Origin of the sequence: Thermus sp. NMX2.A1, from assembly GCF_000511705.1 — a bacterium.
In the GTDB taxonomy this organism is placed as follows: Bacteria; Deinococcota; Deinococci; order Deinococcales; family Thermaceae; genus Thermus; species Thermus scotoductus.
The window spans coordinates 1-21,242 of sequence record NZ_ATNI01000015.1; the positions used below are offsets into that span (position 1 = coordinate 1).

21 protein-coding genes, 1 tRNA gene and 1 pseudogene are annotated in these 21,242 nt (G+C 64.9%); 5 read left to right on the top strand and 18 right to left on the bottom strand.

Annotated features, from left to right (window positions below; translation table 11 throughout):
* Window positions 1-55: 55 nt before the first annotated feature.
* The 11 genes and pseudogenes from fusA to truB form a co-directional block, all read right to left on the bottom strand.
* Window positions 56-2,131, bottom strand: coding sequence for an elongation factor G (fusA, locus tag TNMX_RS00610; RefSeq protein ID WP_038028376.1), 2,076 nt, complete (start codon window positions 2,129-2,131; stop codon window positions 56-58).
* Between the two features lie 3 nt (window positions 2,132-2,134).
* A complete protein-coding gene (gene rpsG, locus TNMX_RS00615) occupies window positions 2,135-2,605 on the bottom strand; it encodes a 30S ribosomal protein S7 (protein ID WP_015718111.1) in 471 nt (156 codons plus the stop codon).
* A gap of 7 nt (window positions 2,606-2,612) precedes the next feature.
* The gene (rpsL, locus tag TNMX_RS00620) at window positions 2,613-3,017 is read right to left on the bottom strand and encodes a 30S ribosomal protein S12 (protein WP_038059159.1); all 405 of its coding nucleotides are present in this window, start codon (window positions 3,015-3,017) and stop codon (window positions 2,613-2,615) included.
* A 223-nt stretch (window positions 3,018-3,240) separates the two neighbouring features.
* Window positions 3,241-3,315, bottom strand: a tRNA-Thr gene (locus TNMX_RS00625).
* A 40-nt stretch (window positions 3,316-3,355) separates the two neighbouring features.
* The gene (locus TNMX_RS00630) at window positions 3,356-4,477 is read right to left on the bottom strand and encodes an FtsX-like permease family protein (RefSeq protein WP_038028379.1); all 1,122 of its coding nucleotides are present in this window, start codon (window positions 4,475-4,477) and stop codon (window positions 3,356-3,358) included.
* A gap of 18 nt (window positions 4,478-4,495) precedes the next feature.
* Window positions 4,496-4,924 (bottom strand): 3D domain-containing protein, encoded by a 429-nt coding sequence (locus tag TNMX_RS00635; protein WP_038028381.1) that lies wholly within the window; start codon window positions 4,922-4,924, stop codon window positions 4,496-4,498.
* 197 nt (window positions 4,925-5,121) lie between these two features.
* Entirely contained in the window at window positions 5,122-5,940 is an 819-nt protein-coding gene (locus TNMX_RS00640; RefSeq protein WP_019550741.1) for a hypothetical protein, read from the bottom strand.
* 62 nt (window positions 5,941-6,002) lie between these two features.
* Entirely contained in the window at window positions 6,003-7,568 is a 1,566-nt protein-coding gene (locus tag TNMX_RS00645) for a DAK2 domain-containing protein (protein WP_038028383.1), read from the bottom strand.
* Window positions 7,561-7,902 carry an Asp23/Gls24 family envelope stress response protein gene (locus tag TNMX_RS00650; protein ID WP_015718117.1) on the bottom strand — a complete coding sequence of 114 codons (342 nt, stop codon included), beginning with the start codon at window positions 7,900-7,902 and terminating at the stop codon, window positions 7,561-7,563. The genes TNMX_RS00645 and TNMX_RS00650 overlap by 8 nt, the downstream gene beginning before the upstream one ends.
* A gap of 1 nt (window position 7,903) precedes the next feature.
* A pseudogene (gene ald / locus TNMX_RS00655) lies at window positions 7,904-9,014 on the bottom strand (alanine dehydrogenase).
* Between the two features lies 1 nt (window position 9,015).
* The gene (gene truB, locus TNMX_RS00660; protein ID WP_038028385.1) at window positions 9,016-9,954 is read right to left on the bottom strand and encodes a tRNA pseudouridine(55) synthase TruB; all 939 of its coding nucleotides are present in this window, start codon (window positions 9,952-9,954) and stop codon (window positions 9,016-9,018) included.
* A gap of 45 nt (window positions 9,955-9,999) precedes the next feature.
* Between truB and TNMX_RS00665 the strand changes: the two genes are divergently transcribed.
* From TNMX_RS00665 to TNMX_RS00685, 5 genes are read left to right on the top strand one after another with little or no spacing between them, the layout of a single operon-like run.
* Window positions 10,000-10,785 carry an enoyl-CoA hydratase/isomerase family protein gene (locus TNMX_RS00665; protein WP_038028386.1) on the top strand — a complete coding sequence of 262 codons (786 nt, stop codon included), beginning with the start codon at window positions 10,000-10,002 and terminating at the stop codon, window positions 10,783-10,785.
* Between the two features lies 1 nt (window position 10,786).
* Window positions 10,787-11,497, top strand: a complete 711-nt coding sequence (locus tag TNMX_RS00670) for a pseudouridine synthase (protein WP_038028388.1) — start codon at window positions 10,787-10,789, stop codon at window positions 11,495-11,497.
* A 5-nt stretch (window positions 11,498-11,502) separates the two neighbouring features.
* On the top strand, window positions 11,503-12,039 hold the full coding sequence (gene hpt / locus TNMX_RS00675) for a hypoxanthine phosphoribosyltransferase (protein ID WP_015718122.1): 537 nt from the start codon (window positions 11,503-11,505) through the stop codon (window positions 12,037-12,039).
* Window positions 12,036-12,704, top strand: a complete 669-nt coding sequence (locus TNMX_RS00680) for a queuosine precursor transporter (RefSeq protein ID WP_015718123.1) — start codon at window positions 12,036-12,038, stop codon at window positions 12,702-12,704. Before hpt ends, TNMX_RS00680 begins: the two co-directional genes overlap by 4 nt.
* An 11-nt stretch (window positions 12,705-12,715) precedes the next feature.
* Window positions 12,716-13,942, top strand: a complete 1,227-nt coding sequence (locus TNMX_RS00685) for an adenylosuccinate synthase (RefSeq protein WP_015718124.1) — start codon at window positions 12,716-12,718, stop codon at window positions 13,940-13,942.
* Between the two features lie 75 nt (window positions 13,943-14,017).
* On the opposite strand, the gene trpD is transcribed toward TNMX_RS00685, so the two are convergent.
* From trpD to TNMX_RS00720, 7 genes are all read right to left on the bottom strand, one after another.
* Complete coding sequence (gene trpD, locus TNMX_RS00690; RefSeq protein ID WP_038028390.1) at window positions 14,018-15,007, bottom strand: anthranilate phosphoribosyltransferase; 990 nt, start codon at window positions 15,005-15,007, stop codon at window positions 14,018-14,020.
* Window positions 14,995-15,576, bottom strand: coding sequence for an aminodeoxychorismate/anthranilate synthase component II (locus TNMX_RS00695; RefSeq protein ID WP_038028392.1), 582 nt, complete (start codon window positions 15,574-15,576; stop codon window positions 14,995-14,997). Before TNMX_RS00695 ends, trpD begins: the two co-directional genes overlap by 13 nt.
* Window positions 15,573-16,961, bottom strand: a complete 1,389-nt coding sequence (gene trpE, locus TNMX_RS00700; RefSeq protein WP_038028394.1) for an anthranilate synthase component I — start codon at window positions 16,959-16,961, stop codon at window positions 15,573-15,575. Before trpE ends, TNMX_RS00695 begins: the two co-directional genes overlap by 4 nt.
* Before the next feature lie 160 nt (window positions 16,962-17,121).
* A complete protein-coding gene (pruA, locus tag TNMX_RS00705) occupies window positions 17,122-18,672 on the bottom strand; it encodes an L-glutamate gamma-semialdehyde dehydrogenase (protein WP_038028396.1) in 1,551 nt (516 codons plus the stop codon).
* A gap of 13 nt (window positions 18,673-18,685) precedes the next feature.
* Complete coding sequence (locus tag TNMX_RS00710) at window positions 18,686-19,609, bottom strand: proline dehydrogenase (RefSeq protein ID WP_038028398.1); 924 nt, start codon at window positions 19,607-19,609, stop codon at window positions 18,686-18,688.
* Window positions 19,606-20,268 carry a GntR family transcriptional regulator gene (locus TNMX_RS00715; RefSeq protein ID WP_038028404.1) on the bottom strand — a complete coding sequence of 221 codons (663 nt, stop codon included), beginning with the start codon at window positions 20,266-20,268 and terminating at the stop codon, window positions 19,606-19,608. The genes TNMX_RS00710 and TNMX_RS00715 overlap by 4 nt, the downstream gene beginning before the upstream one ends.
* 90 nt (window positions 20,269-20,358) lie before the next feature.
* Window positions 20,359-21,150 carry a CsgG/HfaB family protein gene (locus tag TNMX_RS00720; protein ID WP_028494490.1) on the bottom strand — a complete coding sequence of 264 codons (792 nt, stop codon included), beginning with the start codon at window positions 21,148-21,150 and terminating at the stop codon, window positions 20,359-20,361.
* Window positions 21,151-21,242 lie beyond the last annotated feature (92 nt).

The following is a 21,242-nucleotide window of genomic DNA, read 5'->3' on the forward strand; positions in this document are numbered from 1 at the left end:
CTTCGCTCTCCTTTCCGTATGCGGGGCAGGCCCGAAGGCCCACCCCCAGGCATTCCTACTGACCCTTGATGAGCTTCTCCTGCACCTGCTTGGGGACTTCCTGGTAGTGGTCGAAGAACATGACGAAGGAGCCCCGGCCCTGCGTCTTGGAGCGCAGGTCGGTGGCGTAGCCGAACATCTCCGCCAGGGGCACGTAGGCCCGGATCACCTGGGCGTTCCCCCTGGGCTCCATGCCCAGGATCTGGCCCCGGCGGGAGTTCAGGTCGCCGATGACGTCGCCCATGTACTCCTCGGGGGTGGTGACCTCCACCCGCATGATGGGCTCGAGGATCACGGGATCCCCCTTCTGCACCGCCTCCTTGATGGCCATGGAGCCCGCGATCTTGAAGGCCATCTCGCTGGAGTCCACCTCGTGGTAGGAGCCGTCGTAGAGGGTCACCTTCACGTCCACCACGGGAAAGCCGATCAGGGGGCCCGACTGCATGGCCTCCTCGATGCCCTTCTGCACCGCAGGGATGTACTCCTTAGGGATCACCCCGCCCACGATGGCGTTGACGAACTCAAAGCCCGAGCCCCGCGGCAAGGGTTCGGCCTTGATCTTCACGTGGCCGTACTGGCCGCGGCCACCCGTCTGGCGGATGAACTTGCCCTCCACATCCACCGGGCGGGTGATGGTCTCGCGGTAGGCCACCTGGGGCTTGCCCACGTGGGCGTCCACCTTGAACTCCCGCTTCAGGCGGTCCACGATGATCTCCAGGTGGAGCTCCCCCATCCCGCTGATGATGGTCTGGCCGGTTTCGGGGTGGGTGGAAACCCGGAAAGTGGGGTCCTCCTCCGCCAGACGGGCCAGGGCCTGGGAAAGCTTGTCCTGGTCCGCCTTGGTCTTGGGCTCGATGGCCACGTCGATGACGGGCTCGGGCACCTCAATGGACTCCAGGACGATGCGCGGGGCATCCTCGCCCACCAGGGTGTCCCCGGTGATGGTTTCCTTAAGGCCCACCACCGCCCCCAGGTCACCCGCCCGGAGCTCCTCCACCTCCTCCCGGTGGTTGGCGTGCATCCTGAGAAGCCGGGCCACCCGCTCCTTACGGCCCTTGGTGGTGTTGTACACGTAGGAACCGGAGGTGAGGGTGCCGGAGTAGACCCGGATGAAGGTGAGGCGGCCCACGTAGGGGTCAGCCATGATCTTGAAGGCCAAGGCCGCCAGGGGGCCGTCGGGGTCGGGGTAGATCTCCACCTCGTTCCCCTCGGGCGTGGTGCCCTTGATGGGGGGGATGTCCAAGGGGGAGGGCAGGTAATCCACCACCGCATCCAGGAGAAGCTGGACCCCTTTGTTCTTCAAAGCGGATCCCAGGAACACGGGGGTAATCTGGATGTCGATGGTGCCCTTGCGGATGGCCGCCACCAGCTCCTCCTCGGTGGGCTCCTCGCCCTCGAGGTACTTGAGCATCACGTTCTCATCGAAGTCGGCGGCCACCTCGATGAGCTTCTCGTGGTACTCCCGGGCCTGGGCCAGGTACTCCTCGGGGATGGGAACCTCGCGGATATCCGTGCCCAGGTCGTTGCCGTAGGTATAGGCCTTCATCCTTAGGACGTCGATGATCCCGGAGAAGGTATCCTCACGGCCGATGGGGAGCTGCATGACCACGGGCCTCGCCCCCAGGCGCTCCTGCATGGTGCGGATCACCAGCCAGAGGTCGGCCCCCGTCTTGTCCATCTTGTTGGCGAAGGCGATGCGGGGAACCTTGTACTTCTCTGCCTGGCGCCAGACGGTTTCCGACTGGGGCTCCACCCCCTGGCTGGAGTCGAAGACCACGATGGCCCCATCCAAAACCCGCATGGAGCGCTCCACCTCGATGGTGAAGTCCACGTGGCCCGGGGTATCGATGATGTTGATGCGGTGGTCCTTCCAGAAGCAGGTGGTCACGGCAGCGGTGATGGTGATGCCCCGCTCCCTTTCCTGCTCCATGAAGTCCATGGTGGCCGCACCCTCGTGCACCTCACCGATCTTGTGGATCTTGCCGGTGTAGTAAAGGATGCGCTCCGTGGTGGTGGTCTTACCGGCATCGATATGGGCGGCGATGCCGATGTTGCGGAGCCTCTTTAGGTCGTACTCTACCTTAACCGCCATGGCTTACCACCGGTAGTGGGCGTAGGCGCGGTTGGCCTCGGCCATGCGCTCCACGTCCTCCTTCTTCTTGACCGCTCCGCCCTTGCCCTCGGCCGCATCCATGAGTTCATGGGCGATGCGCACGGCAGCCCCCCGCTCGGAACGGGCGTTGGCCGCCTGGACCAGCCAGCGCAGGGCCAAGGACTGCTGCCTCCTGGGGGAGACCTCCATGGGCACCTGGTAGTTGGCCCCACCCACGCGGCGGGAACGCACCTCCATCCGGGGCTTCACGTTCTCCACCGCCTGCTTAAAGACCTTCAAAGGCTCCTGCCCGGTCTTCTCCTGGATGATGCGGCAGGCATCGTAGAAGATGCGGGCGGCCAGGTTCTTCTTGCCATCCCGCATGATCTTGTTGATGAAGGCCGACACCACCACATCCCCGTAGACCAGGTCGGGCTGGAGTTGGCGTACCTCTGCTCTTCTTCTCCGTGCCATAGCTCACCTACTTCTTCTTGGCCGGAGCCGCGCCCTTGGTCTCCTTAGGCTTCTTGGTTCCGTACTTGGAGCGGCTCTTCTTGCGGTCCTTCACGCCCTGGGTGTCGTAGACCCCGCGCACGATGTGGTAGCGCACACCCGGCAGGTCCTTCACACGGCCACCCCGGATGAGGACCACGGAGTGCTCCTGCAGGTTGTGCCCCTCGCCGGGAATGTAGGCGGTCACCTCGTACCCGGAGGTAAGGCGCACCTTGGCCACCTTACGCAAGGCGGAGTTGGGCTTCTTGGGGGTTACGGTGCGCACCACGGTGCACACCCCCCGGCGGAAGGGCGAGCCCTTCAAGGCCGGAACCTTGCTCTTCTTCTGGACCTTCTCGCGGCCCTTTCTGACCAGCTGGTTGATCGTCGGCAGTGCCACCACTCCCTTCTTCTTGGACTTGCCCCCGTGTTCTCAAGATCCACCCGGGGGAAGCACCTTCCCCCGACGTTCGCCCACACAGGGCAGCACCCTCAGGACCAGGGGGCTGGCCCTGAGGGCCCTCAACTTGTCTAGTGTACAGGGCAAGAGACATTTTGGCAAGCGAGGCAAAGGAAAACCCCGCCAGCCGGCGGGGCTTAAAGGGATGGGCTTGGCCTGGAGCCGGTGGCCGGATTCGAACCGGCGGCCTACCGCTTACGAGGCGGTTGCTCTACCGCTGAGCTACACCGGCCCGCCCTAAAGAGTCTAGGGCAGGAGGCTCTTTTTGGCAACTACCTGAGCACCACCCCGGGCTGGACCCTTAGGGCCCGGAAGAGGGGCAAAAGGGCGGAAAGGAAGGTGGCGACCAGGCTTGCGCCGCTCACCAGAAGGAAGTCGGAAAGGCGCATCTCCACGGGCAGGTGGGTGAGGAAGTAAAGCTCCCCGGGAAGGTCCAGCGGGCGCAAGGAGAGGTAAAGGGAAAGGAGATAGCCAAGGAGGTTTCCTAAAAGAACGCCTCCCGCGCCCAAAAAGACCCCCTCGAGGGCAAAGACCAAGCCCACGGTGAGCCTCGAGGCGCCCATGGCCCGAAGGAGGGCGATTTCGGGGGTCTTCTCCACCACCTTGAGCACCAGAAGGTTGGCCACCCCCAGGGCGGCCACCGCCACAATCAGGAAGATCAGGATGCCCAGGACCCGCTTCTGCAGGGAAAGCTGCTCCAAGAGGGTGCGCTGGGTGTCCTGCCAGGCCTGGGGGAAAAAACGGGTGCCGGCAAGGGCCACCCCTATCTCCTTGGCCCGCCAGGGGTCCTTAAGGCGCACCTGGTACCCCTGGGCCCGTATGCCGGAAAGCCGCTCCACCGTTTTCAGATCCACGAAGGCATAGGCGGAGTCCAGGAGGTAGTTGCCCGTGCGAAAGGTGCCCAAGACCTTAAGCTCCACCCGCTCCTGGGTGGCGGACATGGCGTAGAGCCTGTCCCCCACGAAGGCTCCCAGGGATTGTTGCAGGGCCGAGCCCAGGTAGATGCCCCCGGGTTCCAGCCTTAAGCCCAGCTCCGGATAAAGGGCTTCCCCACCCTGGCCCAGGCCCACCAGGGTGGCAAAATCCACCCCCGGACCCCGGGCACCCTCCGCCGGGCGGGTTAAAAGGGTCTTGGTGGCGGCGAAGGGAGCGTAGGCTTCCACCTCCGGGTGTTCCCGTGTGGGAAAGGGGGGAAGCTCCTCGCTCAGGCTGAAGAGGACCAAATGGGGATAGGCCTTCAAGGTGGCCCGCACCAGGCCGCTTACAAAGCCATTGGTGAGGGAAAGGGCGGTGAGGAGGACCGCCACCCCCACCCCCACCCCCAAAAGGGCCAGCCCCGTCTGCAGGCGTCTACGCCGAAGGTGGGCCAGGGCTAGGAAGAGGGCAAAGCGCACGCCTTTAGGATACGGGCTTCAGCGCTTAGGGTACTCCACCACCTGGAGCTCCACAAGCCTCCGGCCAAAGCGCAAGGCAGTGGCCCGGTCGGGAAGCCAGACGTCCACCTTTTTCCGCATTCTAGGGTGCATCACGTCGGCCACCACGAAGATGCGGTCCCGGAAAAGGTAGTCAAACTGCCCGCGGCCCCGGCCGTACACGGAACCCAGGTCCTTAAGGCGCACCTTGGTGCCGTAGGGCAGTACCTTGAGGAGGTCCGGGCTCACCGCCAGGACCCCCAGGCGGGTACGCATGCCGGTGGCGGTGATGAAGGGGGTGGAGTCGGTCTCCCGCACGCTGGAGGTGTAGGCGGTGGCCTCGAGGACCATGGTCTTCTGGCCCGCCATCTGGGCCCAGGCCCCGGCAACGGCCAGGGCAGAGAAGAGCAAGATCAGCAAACCCCGCATAGCGCCCTTGAGTATGCGGGTCAATCCTGGAGCTTCCTGAGAAGGATGAGGGGGTAGCCTCATCCTGGCTACCCCCCAAGCCTATTAGAACGTTTACAAAAACTCAGATTTCCCCACTCTAAGGGGCGCTCTGGCAAGAAGAAGCATGAGAAAATGCTTAGCTCCCTTTAGTCCTCCCTCAGTTATCCCTCAAGGGCTTAGGGACAGGGGTTAGAGGAGATCTCCAGGCTGTACCGCCCGCTATTCTCCTCGTCAAACCCGGCCCGGGCCAGACCCCGGTCACGCACCACGAGAAGGGTGGCTGGGCTGATCTGGGCGCAATTCATCACGGGATCCAAGGTCAGGGGGTTGGGGTCTGCGGGGGAAAGGTAGAGGCGGGCCACCAGGTCCAAGGGACCGGAGTAGGTAAGGCGCAGGTACCCCGTGGCCGAGGCCACGTCATAGCGGTCAAACTCGCCCACGAACTCTATGGCCCCCTGCTTGGTCCCGGTGGTGAAGGCTTCCCCGTTTCCTGCAGGGTTGGGGGTAAAGGCGTCGGCGTACAGGGTCACCTGGTCCTCGCTTAAGGCGTAGTTTTCCACCCTTAGGTAAAAGACCTGGCCTTCCTGGCCCTTAAAGTTCAGGCGGTACCCGAGGTCGGTGGTGATCTGGGGCCGTAAGGAAAGGGGCGCAAGCTCCTGCCTGGCGGCAAACCAGTTCCGGGCCACGCTCACCGCCTGCACCACCCCCTGTTGGTCCAAAAGCACCAGGCGAAGCCGGGCCCTTAGTTGGAGATCGGCGGAAACCGCACTTACCCGCACCGCCCCATCCTGAGGAAGAACGATACGGTACACCCTCACCCCGGGGCGGAGCTCCCCACCGCTTTCCTGGGCAGGGGGAAGTTGGGCAATGACATCCCCTCCTACGGGCAGGTCCCCGCTCACCGGTGGAGCGCCTTGCAGGTTACAGGCCGTAAGCACCAAGGCCACAAGGCCGGCAAGAAAACCCCTGGCTATTCCTGGCCTATCCCACCACATAAATCCCCCTTCTCCTTAAGGATACCTAGGGAAAGGGGGAAGGAGCTTAAGCTTTCTTTAGGCTACTCCAAAACCCCCAGGTAGGCGTAGAGCTCGGGCCCGCCGGGAAGGATCTCCACCACGAGCCCCGGGAACTTCCTGGCCACTTCCTCGGCCTTTTCCTTGGGGGTGTTGGGACCCAGGAAAAGGGTGAGGATCTCCTTACCTTCCCCGGCCAGGCGGATAAGGCCCTCCAGCACCTCCTCGGGGGTTTCCCCCATGAGGACCAGCCTGCCATCCAGAAGCCCGATGGGCTTATCCTTCAGGACCTTGACCCCATCCACCTCGGCGTCCCGGCTGGCCCAGGTGACCTCGAGGGTCACCGCCCCCTTCATGGCTTCCTCCATCTCCGGAAGAAGCTCCTCCGCTTCCACCTCGGGAAAGTAGCGCACGGCCGCCGCCAGGCCCTGGCCCAGGGTGCGGGTCTTGAGCACATACACCTCTTTGCCTAGCTCCTTAGCGAGCTCCGCCGCCCTTTCCGCCGCCAGGAAGACGTTGGGGTTGTTGGGCAGGAGGATCACCTTGGGGCTGGCCACGCTCCTGATGGCGGAAAGCAGGTCCTCCACGCTGGGGTTTTGCGTCTGTCCCCCCGCCACCACCCGGGCCCCCAGGCTGCGGAAAGCCCGGGTGGGCCCGTGCCCCAGGGCCACCGCCACCAGGCCCGTGGGGGGTGGGGCTTCCTCCCCGGCCCCCGCCATGGCCAGGATTTCCGTGTGCTGCTCGGTCATGTCCTCCACCTTGGTGCGCACCATGCGGCCGAAGCGGGCCACGGTGGCCAGGAGGCCATCGGGGTCGTCGGTGTGGATGTGCCCCTTCACATACCCCTCGGCCCCCACCACCAAGAGGGAATCCCCGAAAGGCGCCACCGCCTCCCGGATCCGCTCAATGGGCACCTCCACCCCCTCCATGAGGAACTCCGTGCAGTAGCCGAACTCCTCGGTGGCGAAGGCGGTCTGGGCGTACCGCTCCACCTTGGGGGGCTCGGGCAGGGGGAGCCTAAGGAGGTATCCCCGGATGCCTTCCAAAAAGCGCACGTACCCCGCACCCCCAGCGTCCACCACCCCCGCCTGCTTCAGCACGGGAAGGAGGTCCGGGGTCTTCTCCAGGGCCCTTTGGGCTGCACCAAGGGCATTTTCCAGGGTTTCCTCGAGGGTCTCCCCCTTGGCCCCTTCCCCAGCCGCCCGGGCCACGGTGAGGATGGTGCCCTCCACCGGCTTCATCACCGCCCTATAGCCGGTTTCCGCCCCCAGGCGTAGGGCCTCAGCCAGGGTGGGAGCATCCAGCACCTCCTTCTTGCGGAGGACCTCGCTAAACCCCTTCAGGATCTGGGAAAGGATCACCCCGCTGTTCCCCCGGGCTCCCAAAAGGCTCCCGTAGGCGATGGCCCGGGCCACCTCGGGCATCTTGGAGGTGTCGGCCAGATCCAGCTCCCGCCGGGCGGACTGGAGGGTGAGGTGCATGTTGGTGCCCGTATCCCCATCGGGGACGGGGTAGACGTTGAGGGCGTTGATCTCCTCCACGAACACGGAAAACCAGTCCGTGGCATAGCGGAAGGCCTCGGCCACTTCCTCCGGCCTTAGGCTACCCACGCCCCACCCCCACCACGTGCACCCGCACCTGGGAAAGCTCCACCCCGGCCAGCTTCTTGGCAGCAAAGGCCACCCGCTCCGCCAGGGACTCCACCACCGTGGGGATGCGGGTGCCCACCGCCACCACCACGTAGAAGTCCGCCGTGTACTTACCCGGGTTGGCGGGGTCCTGGCGCACCACCACCCCCTCGCTGGCCTCCTGCCGCCCCAGGATGCGCACCACCTGGTCCTTAAGCCCCGCCGGGGCCATCCCCACCACCCCCGGCACCTCATGGGCCGCCAGGGCCAGAAGGGAGGCTAAAGCCCCCTCGGTTACCGTCACCCGTCCTTGCATCCTACCTCCTTAGGGCCTCCTCCGGGGGAGTATAGGGCAGGCCGAAGGCCTCCGCCACCCCGGGATGGGTGAGAAGGCCCCGATGGGTGTTCAAGCCTTTGAGGAGAGCGGCGTCCTCAAAGAGGGCTTCCAGGCCCTTTTCCGAAAGCTTCAGCACGTAGGGGAGGGTCTGGTTGGTGAGGGCAAAGGTACTGGTCCTGGGCACCGCCCCCGGCATGTTGGCCACCCCGTAGTGCACCACTCCCTCCACCACGTAGGTGGGCTCGGCGTGGGTGGTGGGGCGGATGGTCTCCACACATCCCCCCTGGTCCACGGCCACATCCACGATCACCGAGCCCTCCTTCATGAGGGGGAGCATGTCCCGGGTGACCAGCTTGGGGGCCTTGGCCCCCGGCACCAAAACCGCCCCGATGAGGAGGTCGGCGTGCTGGATGCTCTTCTTGATGTTGGCCTCGGTGGCGGTGAGGGTGATGACCCGGCCCCCAAAGATATCGTCCAGATACTGGAGGCGCTTGTGGTTCACGTCCAGGATGGTCACCTGGGCCCCCATGCCCAAGGCGATCTTGGCGGCGTTGGTGCCCACGGTGCCACCCCCCAGGATGACCACGCTGGCCGGGGCCACCCCGGGAACCCCCCCGAGAAGCCACCCCCCGCCCCCCGTGGGGCTTCTCCAGGAACTGGGCCCCCACCTGGGGGGCCATGCGCCCCGCCACCTCGCTCATGGGCACCAGGAGGGGCAGGGAGCCATCGGGAAGCTGCACGGTTTCGTAGGCTATCCCCGTGACCCCGCTTTGCAGCATGGCCTCGGTGAGAAGGCGGTCAGCGGCCAGGTGCAGATAGGTAAAGAGGATAAGCCCGGGGCGCAAAAAGGGATACTCCTCAGGGAGGGGCTCCTTCACCTTCACCACCATCTCCGCCCCCCAGGCCTCTTCCCGGCTCACCAGCTCGGCCCCCGCCCGCTCGTACTCGGCATCGGATAGGCCGGAGCCCACACCCGCCCCCCGCTCCACCAAGACGGTATGCCCCCGCTTGACCAGGCTTTCCACCCCACCCGGGGTCATGGCCACGCGGTTTTCCAGGGTCTTGATCTCCTTGGGTACGCCGATCACCATACTACGCCTCCTTTACAAAGACACGCCGTATCTTGAGCTTGAAGCCATCCCCCTCAGCGATGGCCAGAAGCCTTCTTCGGGAGTCCACCAGGGCCACATAGCCCAAGGCGGGGATGGGCAAGGGCACCCCCTCCAGCACCCGCCGGGCCTCGGTGTGGGAGAGCTCCACCACCGGAAAGGGCAGGACATCGGTCTCGGGGATGGCCTTTTCCGGGGAGAGTTCGGAAAGCCTCACCGCCCGCTCCAGCCCCACCTTGCCGATGCGGGTGCGCACCAGCCCGGAAAGAAAAGCCTTGGTCTTGAGCTTCTCCCCCAGGTCCCGGGCAAAGGCCCGCACATAGGTGCCGGGGCCCACCACCAGGCGAATCACCGCCGTGGGGTAGGGACCCAAGGGCTTGGGAAGCTCCACCTTGCGCCCCCCCTTTTCCGCAAGCCGCCAGCCCTTGGCCGAAGGAGCGATGGGATGGGGTATGGGCTCGGGGTCCAAGGCCAGGAGTTCCACCTCCAGGTACTTTACCGGCCTCGGGCCAAGCTCCAAGGGCTTCCCCTCCCGAGCGGCCTCGTAGGCCCTTTTTCCTCCCACCTTGATGGCGGAGTAGAGGGGAGGCACCTGCTCCTTGAGCCTCAAAAAGGAAGGGAGAACGCTTTCCAAGTCCTTGCGGTCAAAGCGCACCGGCGCTTCCTCGCTCACCGGCCCTTCCGCATCCAGGGTGGGGGTGGTGGCCCCGAAGGAAACCCAGGCGATGTACTCCTTGTCCTCCCCCGAGAGGAAGGGAACCAGCTTGGTGCTCTCGTCGGAAACCAGAAGGAGAAGGCCCGTGGCCAGGGGATCCAGGGTTCCGGTATGCCCCACCCGGCGGGTACCAAGAAGGCGCCTCGCCTCCTCCACCGCATCATGGGAGGTGAGGTGGAGGGGCTTGTCCACCGCATAGAGGGCCATGCCTAGGGGATTGTATCACCACCCGCCAGGGGAAAGAATGAAGGCATGGACCTAGAAGGCCGTTACCCCAGCCTTTCCTTCACCTGGCCCCGGCCCGGGGTGCTGGAGATCACCCTGCGGGGGGGAAAACTCAACGCCTTGGGCCCCGAAGCCCACCGGGACCTGGCCCGCATCTGGCGGGACTTAGGGGAAATCGAGGAAGTCAAGGCCGTTCTTTTGAGGGGCGAGGGTGGGGTCTTCTCCGCCGGGGGTTCCTTCGCCCTCATCGAGGAGATGCGCTCCTCCCACCAAGCCTTGATGCGGGTCTTTTGGGAGGCGAGGGAGCTGGTGCTCGGGCCCATGGACTTCCCCAGGCCGGTGGTGGCCGCGGTGGAGGGGGTGGCGGTGGGAGCAGGGCTGGCCTTGGCCCTGGCCAGCGACGTGGTGGTGGTGGGCAAGAAGGCCAGGCTTCTGGACGGTCACCTTAGGCTTGGGGTGGCAGCCGGGGACCATGCGGTCCTCCTGTGGCCCCTCCTGGTGGGCATGGCCAAGGCCAAGTACCACCTCCTCCTCAATGAACCCCTCACCGGGGAAGAAGCGGAGCGGCTGGGCCTGGTGGCCCTGGCCGTGGAGGATGAGAAGGTGTACGAAAAGGCCCTCGAGGTGGCCACGCGCCTGGCTGAAGGCCCCAAGGAGGCCCTGAGCCTCACCAAGCACGCCCTGAACAACTGGTTCCGCAGCTTCGTGCCCCACTTTGAGGTGTCCTTGGCCCTGGAGTTTTTGGGGTTCCAGGGAGAGGCATTGGAAGAAGGGCTACGGGCGCTTAAGGAAAAGCGCAAACCCCAGTTCTAGCATGGAAAAACCCCTGCGCCTACAGGCCTTCCTGGCCCGCGCCGGCGTGGGAAGCCGCAGGAAGGCGGAGGAGCTTATCCGCCAAGGCCGGGTGCGGGTGAACGGAAGGGTGGCCGTCTTGGGGCAAAAGGTGAACCCGGGGGACGTGGTGGAGGTGGACGGGAAACCCGTGGAACCCCCCCGGGAAAGGATCGTCCTGGCCCTCCACAAGCCCAGGGGCTACACCACCACCCGCCATGACCCCCACGCCCAAAAGACGGTCTTTGACCTTCTGCCCGATATCCCGGGCCTCCATCCCATAGGCCGCCTGGACCGGGACTCGGAGGGACTCCTCCTCCTCACCAACGACGGCCACCTGACCCTCCGCCTCACCCACCCCCGCTACGGGGTCAGGAAGGTCTACCGGGTCTATACCGAAAGGGGCACCCTACCCCTGGCCATTTGTCAGCGGCTTTTAGAGGGAGTGGACCTCGAGGATGGCCCTGCCCGAGCCCTGGCCTGCCGGCCGGCTCCCGGGGGTGCCCTCCTCACCCTGGCGGAAGGCCGGAAGCGGGAAGTGCGAAGGATGCTGAAGGCCGTGGGCTACCCGGTGAAAAGGCTCATCAGGCTCCAGGTGGGACCCATCCACCTGGGCCACCTACCCCCGGGGAAGTGGCGGCAACTTTCGCCAAGGGAGGTGGAAGCCCTTTTACGGGAAACCCCGGTAGAATAAGGGCCATGTTCACTGCGGGGAACGGACCCGTGCAAATCCCGGCCGAGGCCATAGAGAAGCGGGTAAAAGAGCTGGGAGCCCAGATCGCCCAGGACTACCAGGGAAAAACCCCCCACCTCATCTGCGTGTTGAACGGGGCCTTCATCTTCATGGCCGACTTGGTCAGGGCTATCCCCTTGCCCCTGACCCTGGACTTCATCTCCATCAGCTCCTACGGGAACGCCTACCGCAGTAGCGGCGAGGTGGAGCTTTTGAAGGACCTCCGCCTGCCCATCCACGGCCGGGATGTCATCGTGGTGGAGGACATCGTGGACACCGGGCTCACCCTCTCCTACCTCCTGGATTACCTCGAGGCCCGCAAACCCGCCTCGGTGCGGGTGGCCGCCCTCCTCTCCAAGCCCAGCCGGCGCCAGGTGGAGGTGCCCATCCACTACCTGGGGTTCGAGATCGAGGACGCCTACGTCTACGGCTACGGCCTGGACCGGGCCCAGTTTGACCGCAACCTGCCCTTCATCACTTCCATCCGCCCGGAGGAAGAATGAAGTACCTGGACCTGATCGCCGTTCTCTTCGCCGCCGTGCTTTTGGTTTCCAACGTGGCCTCCACCAAGCTGGTGGTGTTGGGGCCCCTTACCTTTGACGGCGGTACCCTGCTTTTCCCCTTGGCCTACATCTTCGGGGACGTGCTCACCGAGGTCTACGGCTATAGGCGTAGCCGCCGGGTGATCTGGCTCGGCTTTTTTGCCCTTCTCCTGGCCACCCTCACCTTCCAGGGGGTAGCCGCCCTCCCCGCCCCCAAGGATGAGGAAAGCCAGCGCTTCGCTCAGGCCTTCGGCCTCCTTCTGGGCCTTACCCCCAGGATCGTCCTGGGAAGCCTCCTGGCCTACTTCGTGGGGGAGTTCGCCAACGCCTATGTCCTGGCCAAGCTTAAGGTGAAGACGGAAGGGCGCTTCTTTTGGCTTAGGGCCCTCACCTCCACCCTGGTGGGCCAGGGGCTGGACACGGGCATCTTCCTCCTGGTGGCCTTCTACGGGGTTTTCCCTCCGGAGGTGCTTTGGGCGGTCTTCCTCTCCAACTACGTGTTCAAGGTGGGGGTGGAGGCCCTCATGCTCCCCATCACCTACGGGGTGGTGGGCTTCCTTAAGCGGGTGGAAGGGCTTGACGTCTACGACCGGGACACGGACTTCAATCCCTTCCGCTTGGCGTAAGCTTTAAGGGGATGCCGGGAGTCGCCATCATAGGAGCCCAGTGGGGGGACGAGGGCAAGGGTAAGGTGGTGGATGCCCTCGCTCAGGAAGCCGATTACGTGATCCGCTACCAAGGCGGGGCCAACGCTGGCCACACGGTGGTGGCGGAGGGGCGGGTTTTCAAGCTGAACCTTCTACCCTCGGGGGTCATCCATCCCCATGCGGTGAACATCCTGGGGGACGGGATGGTCATAGATCCCTTCCGCTTCCAGGAGGAGCTTGAAGCCCTGAGGAAGGAGGGGTTTAACCCTCAGGTGCTGGTTTCGGAACGGGCCCACCTGGTCCTTCCCCACCACAAGCACGTGGAAAGCCGCCATAACTTCGTGGGTACCACCGGTCGGGGCATCGGCCCCGCCTACTCCGACCGGGCCAGGAGGGTGGGGATCCGGGCTGGGGACCTCCTAAAGGAAGAGGTGTTGAGGGAACGGGTGCGCCGCCTCCTTTTGGAAAAACCCAACTCCACCCGGGAAGCGGGCTGGGACACGGAGGAAAAGGCCCTGGCCGACCTCTATCGGATGCGGGAGATCCTGGCCCCCTTTGTGGCGGACACCGGAAGCCTCTTGCGGGAGGCCCTAAAGCGGGGCAAGCGGCTTCTCTTTGAGGGGGCCCAGGCCACCCTTTTGGACCTCAACTACGGCACCTACCCCTATGTGACCAGCTCCCACCCCACGGTGGGAGGCATCCTGGTGGGCACAGGGCTAAACCACAAGGCCATCACCAAGGTGTACGGGGTGGCCAAGGCCTACGCCACTCGGGTGGGGGAGGGTCCTTTCCCCACGGAGCTCCAAGGGAACTTGGCCCATTACTTAAGGGAAAGGGGCGGGGAGTACGGCACCACCACGGGCAGGCCCAGGCGGGTGGGCTGGCTGGACCTGGTGGCCCTCAAGTACGCCTGTGAGGTGAACGGCTTTGACGGCCTGGCCATCACCAAGCTGGACGTGCTCTCCGGGTTGGACAGGATCAAGGTGGCGGTGGAATACCTGGATGGGGCCCGGCCCGGGGAGGCAAGCCCCGAGGCCGTGCGCTACCTGGACCTCGAGGGCTGGGGGGACCTTTCCGGGGTGCGAAGCCGGGAGGACCTTCCCCCATCCTTAAGGCGCTACCTGGAGCTCATCGAGGAGTACACCGGGGTACCGGTGGTCCTCTTTTCCACAAGCCCGAGACGGGAGGACACCTTCGGGGCGGTGAGCTGGGTCTAAGGCCACCCCACCCCCCCTGGCGAAAGCCAGGGTAGGGGGCCGGCAGATCCCTTCCGCAAGCCTGCCTCCAGGACCCTACCCCCTTAGGAAGGCCACGTACCGCTCCAAAAGCCCGTAGGCCTCCCCGGAGGCCAGGACCTCCTGGGCCAGGCGCACCCCCTCCCGCAAGGTGGCCACCTTGCCCGCCGCGTAGAAGCCCGCCCCCGCCGCTAGGGCCACCCCTTGGGCGTGAGGGCCTTTCTCCTCCCCCTTTAGGATCCTTTTGGCCAGCTCGGCGTTCTCCACTGGGGAGCCGCCCTTTAGGGCCTCGAGGGGGTGAGCCTCCAGCCCCACCTCCTCGGGGACCAGGGTGTAGGCTCCCTTCCCCACCTCCACCACCTGGTTCTCCCCCAGGATGAGCTCGTCCGCCCCCTCCCCGTGGACCACCAGCCCCTTGGCCCCCAGGTGCCCCAGGGCCTCGGCCATGGGGGCAAGCCACCGGGGGCTGAAGACCCCAAGGACATACCGGTCGGCCCCCGCAGGGTTGGTGAGGGGGCCCAGGAGGTTGAACACGGTGCGAATACCCAGCTCGGCCCTCACGGGGGCCACGTGGCGCATGGCGGGGTGGAAAACCCGGGCGAAGAGGAAACCAAAGCCCAGCGCCTCAATGGCCTCCCCCACCCGCTCAGGGGAAGCCTCCAGGTTGACCCCCAGGGCCTCGAGGAGGTCCGCCGAGCCCGCCCTTGAGCTGGCCGCCCGGTTTCCGTGCTTGGCCACCGCCACCCCTCCCGCCGCCGCCACCAGGGCACCCAGGGTGGAGAGGTTCAAAAGCCCCTTGTGGTCCCCCCCGGTGCCCACGATGTCCAAAAGCGGCCTGCGGCTTACGGGAATGCGCCGGGCCGCTTCCCGCATGGCCCGGGCCATGGCGGCGATCTCCGAGGGGGTCTCCCCCCTCAGGGCCATGGCGGTGAGCACCCCCGCCACCTGCACGGGGGAAAGCTCCCCGGCCATCATGGCCTGCATGAGGCCGTGGGCCTCCTCCTCGGTGAGCACCTCGCCCAAAAGCGCCTTCTTCACTGCCTCCATGGGTCCTCCAGAAAGTTCTTAAGGATGATCTTACCCGCTTCCGTCAGGTAGCTTTCCGGGTGGAACTGCACCCCGTGGGTGGGGTACTGGCGGTGGCGGAAGCCCATCACCGTTCTCTTTCCCGCCTCTTCCACCCAGGCGTTGACCAAGAGGTCTTCCGGCACCTCCTCCACCACCAGGGAGTGGTAGCGGGTGGCGGGGAAGGGGTTGGGAAGACCCCGGAAGATGCCGGTGCCGTCGTGGTGGATCTCGCTCACCTTTCCGTGCATGATCACCGGGGCGGGCACCACCTTGCCTCCGAAGGCCATGCCGATGGCCTGGTGCCCCAGGCAGACCCCCAGGATGGGGTAGCGGGGGGCGTAGCGGCCGATCAAGGGCAGGGAAAGCCCAGCCTCCAAGGGGGTGCAGGGACCCGGGCTTATGAGGATGCGGTCAGGGTCCAGGGCCTCCACCTCCTCGAGGGCGAACCGGTCGTTCCGCCAAACCACGGGGCTTGCCCCAAGCTCCCCCAGGTACTGGACCAGGTTGTAGGTGAAGCTATCGTAGTTGTCGATCACCAAAACCCTCATAGCCCCTCCTCCGCCATCTCCACCGCCTTCAAAAGGGCCTTCGCCTTGTTCCAGCACTCCTCGTACTCCCTTTCCGGCACCGAGTCCGCCACGATGCCCGCCCCCGCCTGCACGTGCATCCAACCCTTGGCGATCACGAAGGTGCGCAGGGTCAAGGCCACGTCCATGGCCCCGTCGTAGGCCAGATACCCAAAGCTTCCCCCATAGGGTCCCCGGCGGTGGGGCTCCAGCTCCTCGATGATCTCCATGGCCCGGATCTTGGGGGCTCCCGAAACCGTGCCCATGGGGAGGACGCTGGCCAAGGCATCCAAGGGGGTCTTGCCCTCCGCCAACATCCCTTCCACCGTGGACACTAGGTGCATCACGTGGGAGTAGTACTCCACGTGCAAGGGCTCCAGGACCCGCACCGTGCCGAAGGCGGCAACCCGACCTATATCGTTTCGGGAAAGGTCCAGAAGCATCACGTGCTCGGCCCTTTCCTTCTCGTCCTTTAGAAGCTCCTCCGCAAGCCTCCTGTCCTCCTCCTCGTCCTTTCCCCGGGGCCGGGTGCCGGCGATGGGCCTGGTGACCACCTTGCGGCCATCGGAGCGGAGGAGGCTTTCCGGGCTTGCCGAGACCAAGACCACCTCCCCCAGGTCCAGATAGCCCATGTAGGGGCTTGGGTTCACGCTCCTAAGGGCCCGGTAAAGGGCAAAAGGATGCACGGTAAGGGGGGAGGAAAGCCGTAGGGAAAGGACCACCTGGAAGATGTCCCCAGCGCGGATGTACTCCAAGGCCCTTTCCACCGCCCTTAAGTACTCCTCCCGGCTCATGTCGGGCTCAAAGCGGGCCCTCCCCCCCGGCCTCTCCCCCGGCACCCCCGGCAAGGGACCCTTAAGCTTTCTCTCGGCCCAAAGAAGGCGGGCTTCGGCCTCCTCGAGGCCCCGCCCCGGGGCCACCAGGTGCAGGAGGTTTTTCAAGTGGTCAAAGACCGCCACCACCTCAGGCTCCACGAAGAGGAGGTCGGGGAGGCCCAGGTCGTCGGGCTTGAGGGAGGGCAGGCGCTCGTAGTAGCGGATGAGGTCGTAGGCGGCGTACCCCACCACCCCCCCGAAGAAGGGGGGCAGGTCGGGATGCCGCTCCATGGGAGCGTGAACCGCCTCATAAAGGGTGCGCAGGGGATCCCGGGTTTCCACCCTTTCCCCGTTTACGGTGAAAATCCCGTCCTTCAGGCGGAAGGTGCGCCGGGCCCCCACCCCGATGATGGAAAAGCGGCTTTGCCTTCCCCGCTCCACCGACTCCAGAAGAAAGCTCACCGGGGCCTTCTCCGAAAGCTTCAGGTAAGCGGTCACCGGGGTTTCCAGGTCCGCCAAGAGGGTTTTGCGAAAAGGCCTTATGGTTTCCATGCCGCTCCTTACAAAAACCCCGGGGCCTAGCCCCGGGGAAACACGCCCATCCGCCCCCGGGGACCTAACCGGGCCACCAAAGGGCGGGAAGCGGGCTCATGTTCCCAGAATAGCCCAAGCCCCCCCTGGCGTCCAGGGGGAGCCGGGCATCAAGGAAGCCTCAGAACCTTTCGGCCACCGTCTTCATCTGCAGGAAGTGCAGGAGGTAATCAGGCCCCCCGGCCTTGGTGTCGGTGCCGGAAAGGTTGAAGCCGCCGAAGGGCTGTACCCCTACTAGGGCCCCGGTGATCTTGCGGTTGAAGTAGAGGTTCCCCACGTGGAACTCCCGCCTGGCCCTTTCCAGGTGCTCCCGCTTGCGGGAGTAAACCCCACCCGTGAGGCCGTAGACCGTGTTGTTGGCCACCTCGAGGGCCTCCCCGAAGTCCTTTACCCGGATCACGGAAAGCACCGGGCCGAAGATCTCCTCCTGGGCGATTTTGGCCGTGGGGGACACCTCGGTGAAGATGGTGGGAGCGATGAAGTAGCCCTCCCCTTCCAGGCGCTCTCCCCCAAGGACCAGCTGGCCTTCCCCCTTGCCGATCTCGATGTAAGAAAGAATCTTTTTCTCCTGGGCCTTGCTGGCCACAGGGCCCAGGTCGGGGTTCTCCTCGGCCGGGCCCACCACCAGGCGCTCGGCCCGCTTCAGAACCCTTTCCATCAAGGGCTCAAAGGCCTTCTCCGTGACGATGAGCCGGCTTGCTGCCGAGCACTTCTGCCCCTGGAAGCCGTAGGCGGAGATGAGGATGCCCTCGGTGGCCGCGTCAAAATCGGCGGTTTCATCCACGATGATGGCGTCCTTGCCACCGAGCTCCAGGAATACCCGCTTGATCCAGCGCTGGCCCTGGGCCAGCCTGGCGGCTCTTTCGTGGATCCAAAGCCCCACCTCGAGGCTCCCGGTGAAGTTGATGAACCGGGTCCTGGGATGCTCCACCAGATAGGCCCCCACCTCGCTTCCCTTGCCGGGCAGGAAGTTCACCACCCCTGGGGGGAAGCCTGCCTCGTGGAGGATCTCAAAGACCTTGGCGGCGATGATCACCGTGTCCTCCGCGGGCTTGGCCACCACGGTGTTCCCCACCGCCACGGGCCCAGCCAGCATGCCGGTGAAGATGGCGATGGGAAAGTTCCAGGGGGCGATGACCACCCCAGCCCCCAAGGGTATGTAAAAGCTTTCGTTATCCTCCCCGGGGTAGGGCACCACCTCCACGGAAGGGTACTTGTACTTGAGGGCCTGGCGGGCATAGTACTCCAGAAAGTCAATGGCCTCGGCCACCTCGGCACTGGCCTCGAGCCAGTTCTTGCCGATCTCGTAGACCAAGGTGGCCTCCAGCTCCCGCCGCCTTCTTTTCATGAGGGCCGCCGCCTTTAGGAGGAGGCGGCTCCGGTCCTCCTGGGGCCAGTCCTTCCAGGTTTTAAAGGCCCGCCAGGCAGCCTCCAAGGCCGCCTCCGCCTCGGCCACCCCCGCCTTGGCGGTACTCCCCACCACCTCGCTGGGGGCCGAGGGGTTTAGGGACTGGATCTTCTCCTGGGTATCCACCCAGGCCCCATCGATGTAGAGGCCATAATGGCGGCCAAACTCGGCCCTAACCCGCCTTAAGGCCTCCCGCATCTCCCGCTTGGCCTCCTCCGTCTGAAAGGTCTCTATGGGTTGGTTGCGAAAAGGTTCCACCGTCATGCCACACCTCCTTTTAGCCCCCCAAGAGGCTTCGCAACACTAAAAACAGGTTTTCGGGCCGTTCGGCGATGCGCCGGCTTAGGTAGGGGTACCAGTGGGTGCCGTAGGGCACGTAGGCCCGCACGGTGTACCCCTCCTCCGCCAGGCGCCTTTGTTCCTCGGGGCGCACCCCGTAGAGGAGCTGGAACTCAAAGCGGTCCTTGGGGATGCCCATGGCCCCGATGTACCGCTTTACCTCAGCGATGAGCCTGGGATCGTGGGTGGCGAAGGCCACGTAAAGCCCTTCCTTCAGGGCTAGCTTCCCCAGGTGCAAAAACTCGGCGTCGATGAGGCGCTTATCCTGGAAGGCCACCTCCTTGGGCTCCCGGTAGGCTCCCTTCACCAGGCGCAGGTTGGGCCGGTAAGGGAGTAGTTCCCAGAAGTCCTTTTCCGTGCGGAACAGGTAGCTTTGCAAAACCACCCCCACCCCGCTGAAGCCCTCCTCCCGCAAGGCCTTGTAGATGCGCAGGGTGGCCTCCACCCGGGGAGAGTCCTCCATGTCTATCCGCACGAAGACCCCCTTGGGCTCCGCCTCCTTAAGGATTTCCCGAAGAAGTTCTAAAGCCAGGGCCTCGGAGAGGTCCAGCCCAAGCTGGGTAAGCTTTAAGGACACGTATTTGGGCCAGGGGCGCCCGGCCACCGCCCGGATGAGCTCCAGGATCCCCTTCTGGAAAGCGTGGGCCTCCTCCCCGCTTCTCACCATTTCTCCCAGGAGGTCCAAGATGGCGTGGACCCCCTGGGCCTCGAGTCTTTCCGCTACCAAGAGGGCTTCTTCCAAGGTCTCCCCCGCCACATAGCGCCGCACCAGGCTCCTGGCCCGGGTCTTGATGAGGGCCTCCACCTTGGGGTTCCCGGCCACGGAAAGCACCGCCTGCCGATAGAACAAATCCAGGTTCATACCCCTCCTTTCCTAAGCCTGGCCACCACCAGGTCGCGGAACCGGTACACGTGGGCCTCCACCGCCCTCTTAGCCCCTTCGGGGTCCCGCCTCCTCAGGGCCTCGAGGATGGCCTGGTGCTCCTTGCGGGTGGCCTCCTCCTGGGAAAGGGTGGGCAGGGTGCTCCGGACCAGGGCCAGGCTGGAAAGGAGGTCCTCGTAGAGGCGGTAGAGGGTCTTGTTCCCGGAAAGCCGCACCAAGGCCCGGTGGAACTCCAAGTCCCGGCGCATCTGCTCGGGGTAGTCCTCAGGGGGAGCTTCGTCAATGGCTTTAAGGCGGGCCTCGAGGTCGGCAAGCTCCCAAGGGGTGGCCCTAAGGGCTGCCTCCCGTGCCGCCTCCCCTTCCAGAAGGGCCCGCACCCCGTAGACCTCCTCCACCTCCTCCGGGCTGAAGATCCGCACCCTGGCCCCCCGGCCCGGCACCAGCTCCACCAAGCCCTCCTCGGCAAGGCGCATGAGGGCTTCCCGCACGGGGGTGCGGGAAACCCCGAGCTCCTGGGCCAAGAGGGGCTCGGAAAGCCTTTCCCCAGGGGCGAACCGCCCGGAGAGGAGAAGGTCCTTGAGGTGCCGGTACACGGCCTCCCGCACCTGGTTGGGCCGGCGAAAGCCTAGCGTCTGCATCCTGTATACAGGATGCTCCGGCCTGTTCCCGTTGTCAAGAAGGGAGATGGCGGCCAAGGGTGGCCGCCATCCCCGCGAAGATGGGTCTTCCTAGCCCTTTTGGGGCAGGGGCTGGCCGTCCGGACCGTACTTAAAGTAGGAGGGGGGTATGCGCCGGATGAGCTCCTCCACCGCTTTGCTCACCATGACCGCAAGGGCCTTACCCATGGGGGTCTTTTGATACTGGCTTAGGGCCCCGCCCAGGGCAGCCCCGGGTACCAGGGCGCCGAGCAGGCCGCCAAAGTCGGTATCGGAAGCCTCCCCTTCCACGCGGAAAGCGGCCACCACGGCCCCCGTGCGAACATCAACCGCTCGGAAATCCACGGCTACATAGGCCTTCTTCTGGCCGCCCGCCACCGCACCTAATAAACCCCCCAAGAGTCCACCACCCCCACCCCGTGTACCACTAGCATCGGGCTCAAAAGCGGTGATGGTTCCAGTAATCAGGATTTCCGCGCCCTGAAGTTGCTGAACTTGGTTGCCTATACCTGCTTCTTTCTGTAGTTGCTCGAGGACGGACCGTTCATACACGATAAAATGATTGGTGTTAATCAGCGCCGTGGTGAGCATATCAGAAATCCCAGCTCCCACGTCTCCTCGGCTCGTTGAAACCTCTATTCCAAACAGCTTACCCAAAACAGCCGCACCAACCTGAGAAGAATCCACACCGGGTCCACACTTCTCCGCTTTGCACGAAAACGAGGCAACCACGACCTTTGCCCTAGGACCCGTATAGGTGGCATAGGGATTATCCGGTGAAAGTCCCGAGTCTACCTTGGTCGTCACCTGAGGAGCACATGCGGCCAGAAAAAGGACAGCCAGAGAAAGCAAGCCCTTTCGCATAGCGGGGTCACCTCCCTCTCCACCCCCGGTTCTAAGGAGGGTGGCTTAGAAAGCCTTAACAGGCATCAGGTGGTCGTGTCAAGAGTTATGTC

Excerpts from the sequence above, each read along its gene's own strand:
- fusA (WP_038028376.1), bottom strand. The coding sequence starts at position 2,131 with ATGGCGGTTAAGGTAGAGTACGACCTAAAGAGGCTCCGCAACATCGGC.
- rpsG (WP_015718111.1), bottom strand. The coding sequence starts at position 2,605 with ATGGCACGGAGAAGAAGAGCAGAGGTACGCCAACTCCAGCCCGACCTG.
- TNMX_RS00635 (WP_038028381.1), bottom strand. The coding sequence starts at position 4,924 with ATGCGGGGTTTGCTGATCTTGCTCTTCTCTGCCCTGGCCGTTGCCGGG.
- TNMX_RS00640 (WP_019550741.1), bottom strand. The coding sequence starts at position 5,940 with ATGTGGTGGGATAGGCCAGGAATAGCCAGGGGTTTTCTTGCCGGCCTT.
- TNMX_RS00650 (WP_015718117.1), bottom strand. The coding sequence starts at position 7,902 with ATGCAAGGACGGGTGACGGTAACCGAGGGGGCTTTAGCCTCCCTTCTG.
- truB (WP_038028385.1), bottom strand. The coding sequence starts at position 9,954 with ATGGCCCTCTATGCGGTGGACAAGCCCCTCCACCTCACCTCCCATGAT.
- TNMX_RS00665 (WP_038028386.1), top strand. The coding sequence starts at position 10,000 with ATGGACCTAGAAGGCCGTTACCCCAGCCTTTCCTTCACCTGGCCCCGG.
- TNMX_RS00670 (WP_038028388.1), top strand. The coding sequence starts at position 10,787 with ATGGAAAAACCCCTGCGCCTACAGGCCTTCCTGGCCCGCGCCGGCGTG.
- hpt (WP_015718122.1), top strand. The coding sequence starts at position 11,503 with ATGTTCACTGCGGGGAACGGACCCGTGCAAATCCCGGCCGAGGCCATA.
- TNMX_RS00680 (WP_015718123.1), top strand. The coding sequence starts at position 12,036 with ATGAAGTACCTGGACCTGATCGCCGTTCTCTTCGCCGCCGTGCTTTTG.
- TNMX_RS00685 (WP_015718124.1), top strand. The coding sequence starts at position 12,716 with ATGCCGGGAGTCGCCATCATAGGAGCCCAGTGGGGGGACGAGGGCAAG.
- trpD (WP_038028390.1), bottom strand. The coding sequence starts at position 15,007 with ATGGAGGCAGTGAAGAAGGCGCTTTTGGGCGAGGTGCTCACCGAGGAG.
- TNMX_RS00695 (WP_038028392.1), bottom strand. The coding sequence starts at position 15,576 with ATGAGGGTTTTGGTGATCGACAACTACGATAGCTTCACCTACAACCTG.
- trpE (WP_038028394.1), bottom strand. The coding sequence starts at position 16,961 with ATGGAAACCATAAGGCCTTTTCGCAAAACCCTCTTGGCGGACCTGGAA.
- pruA (WP_038028396.1), bottom strand. The coding sequence starts at position 18,672 with ATGACGGTGGAACCTTTTCGCAACCAACCCATAGAGACCTTTCAGACG.
- TNMX_RS00710 (WP_038028398.1), bottom strand. The coding sequence starts at position 19,609 with ATGAACCTGGATTTGTTCTATCGGCAGGCGGTGCTTTCCGTGGCCGGG.
- TNMX_RS00715 (WP_038028404.1), bottom strand. The coding sequence starts at position 20,268 with ATGCAGACGCTAGGCTTTCGCCGGCCCAACCAGGTGCGGGAGGCCGTG.
- TNMX_RS00720 (WP_028494490.1), bottom strand. The coding sequence starts at position 21,150 with ATGCGAAAGGGCTTGCTTTCTCTGGCTGTCCTTTTTCTGGCCGCATGT.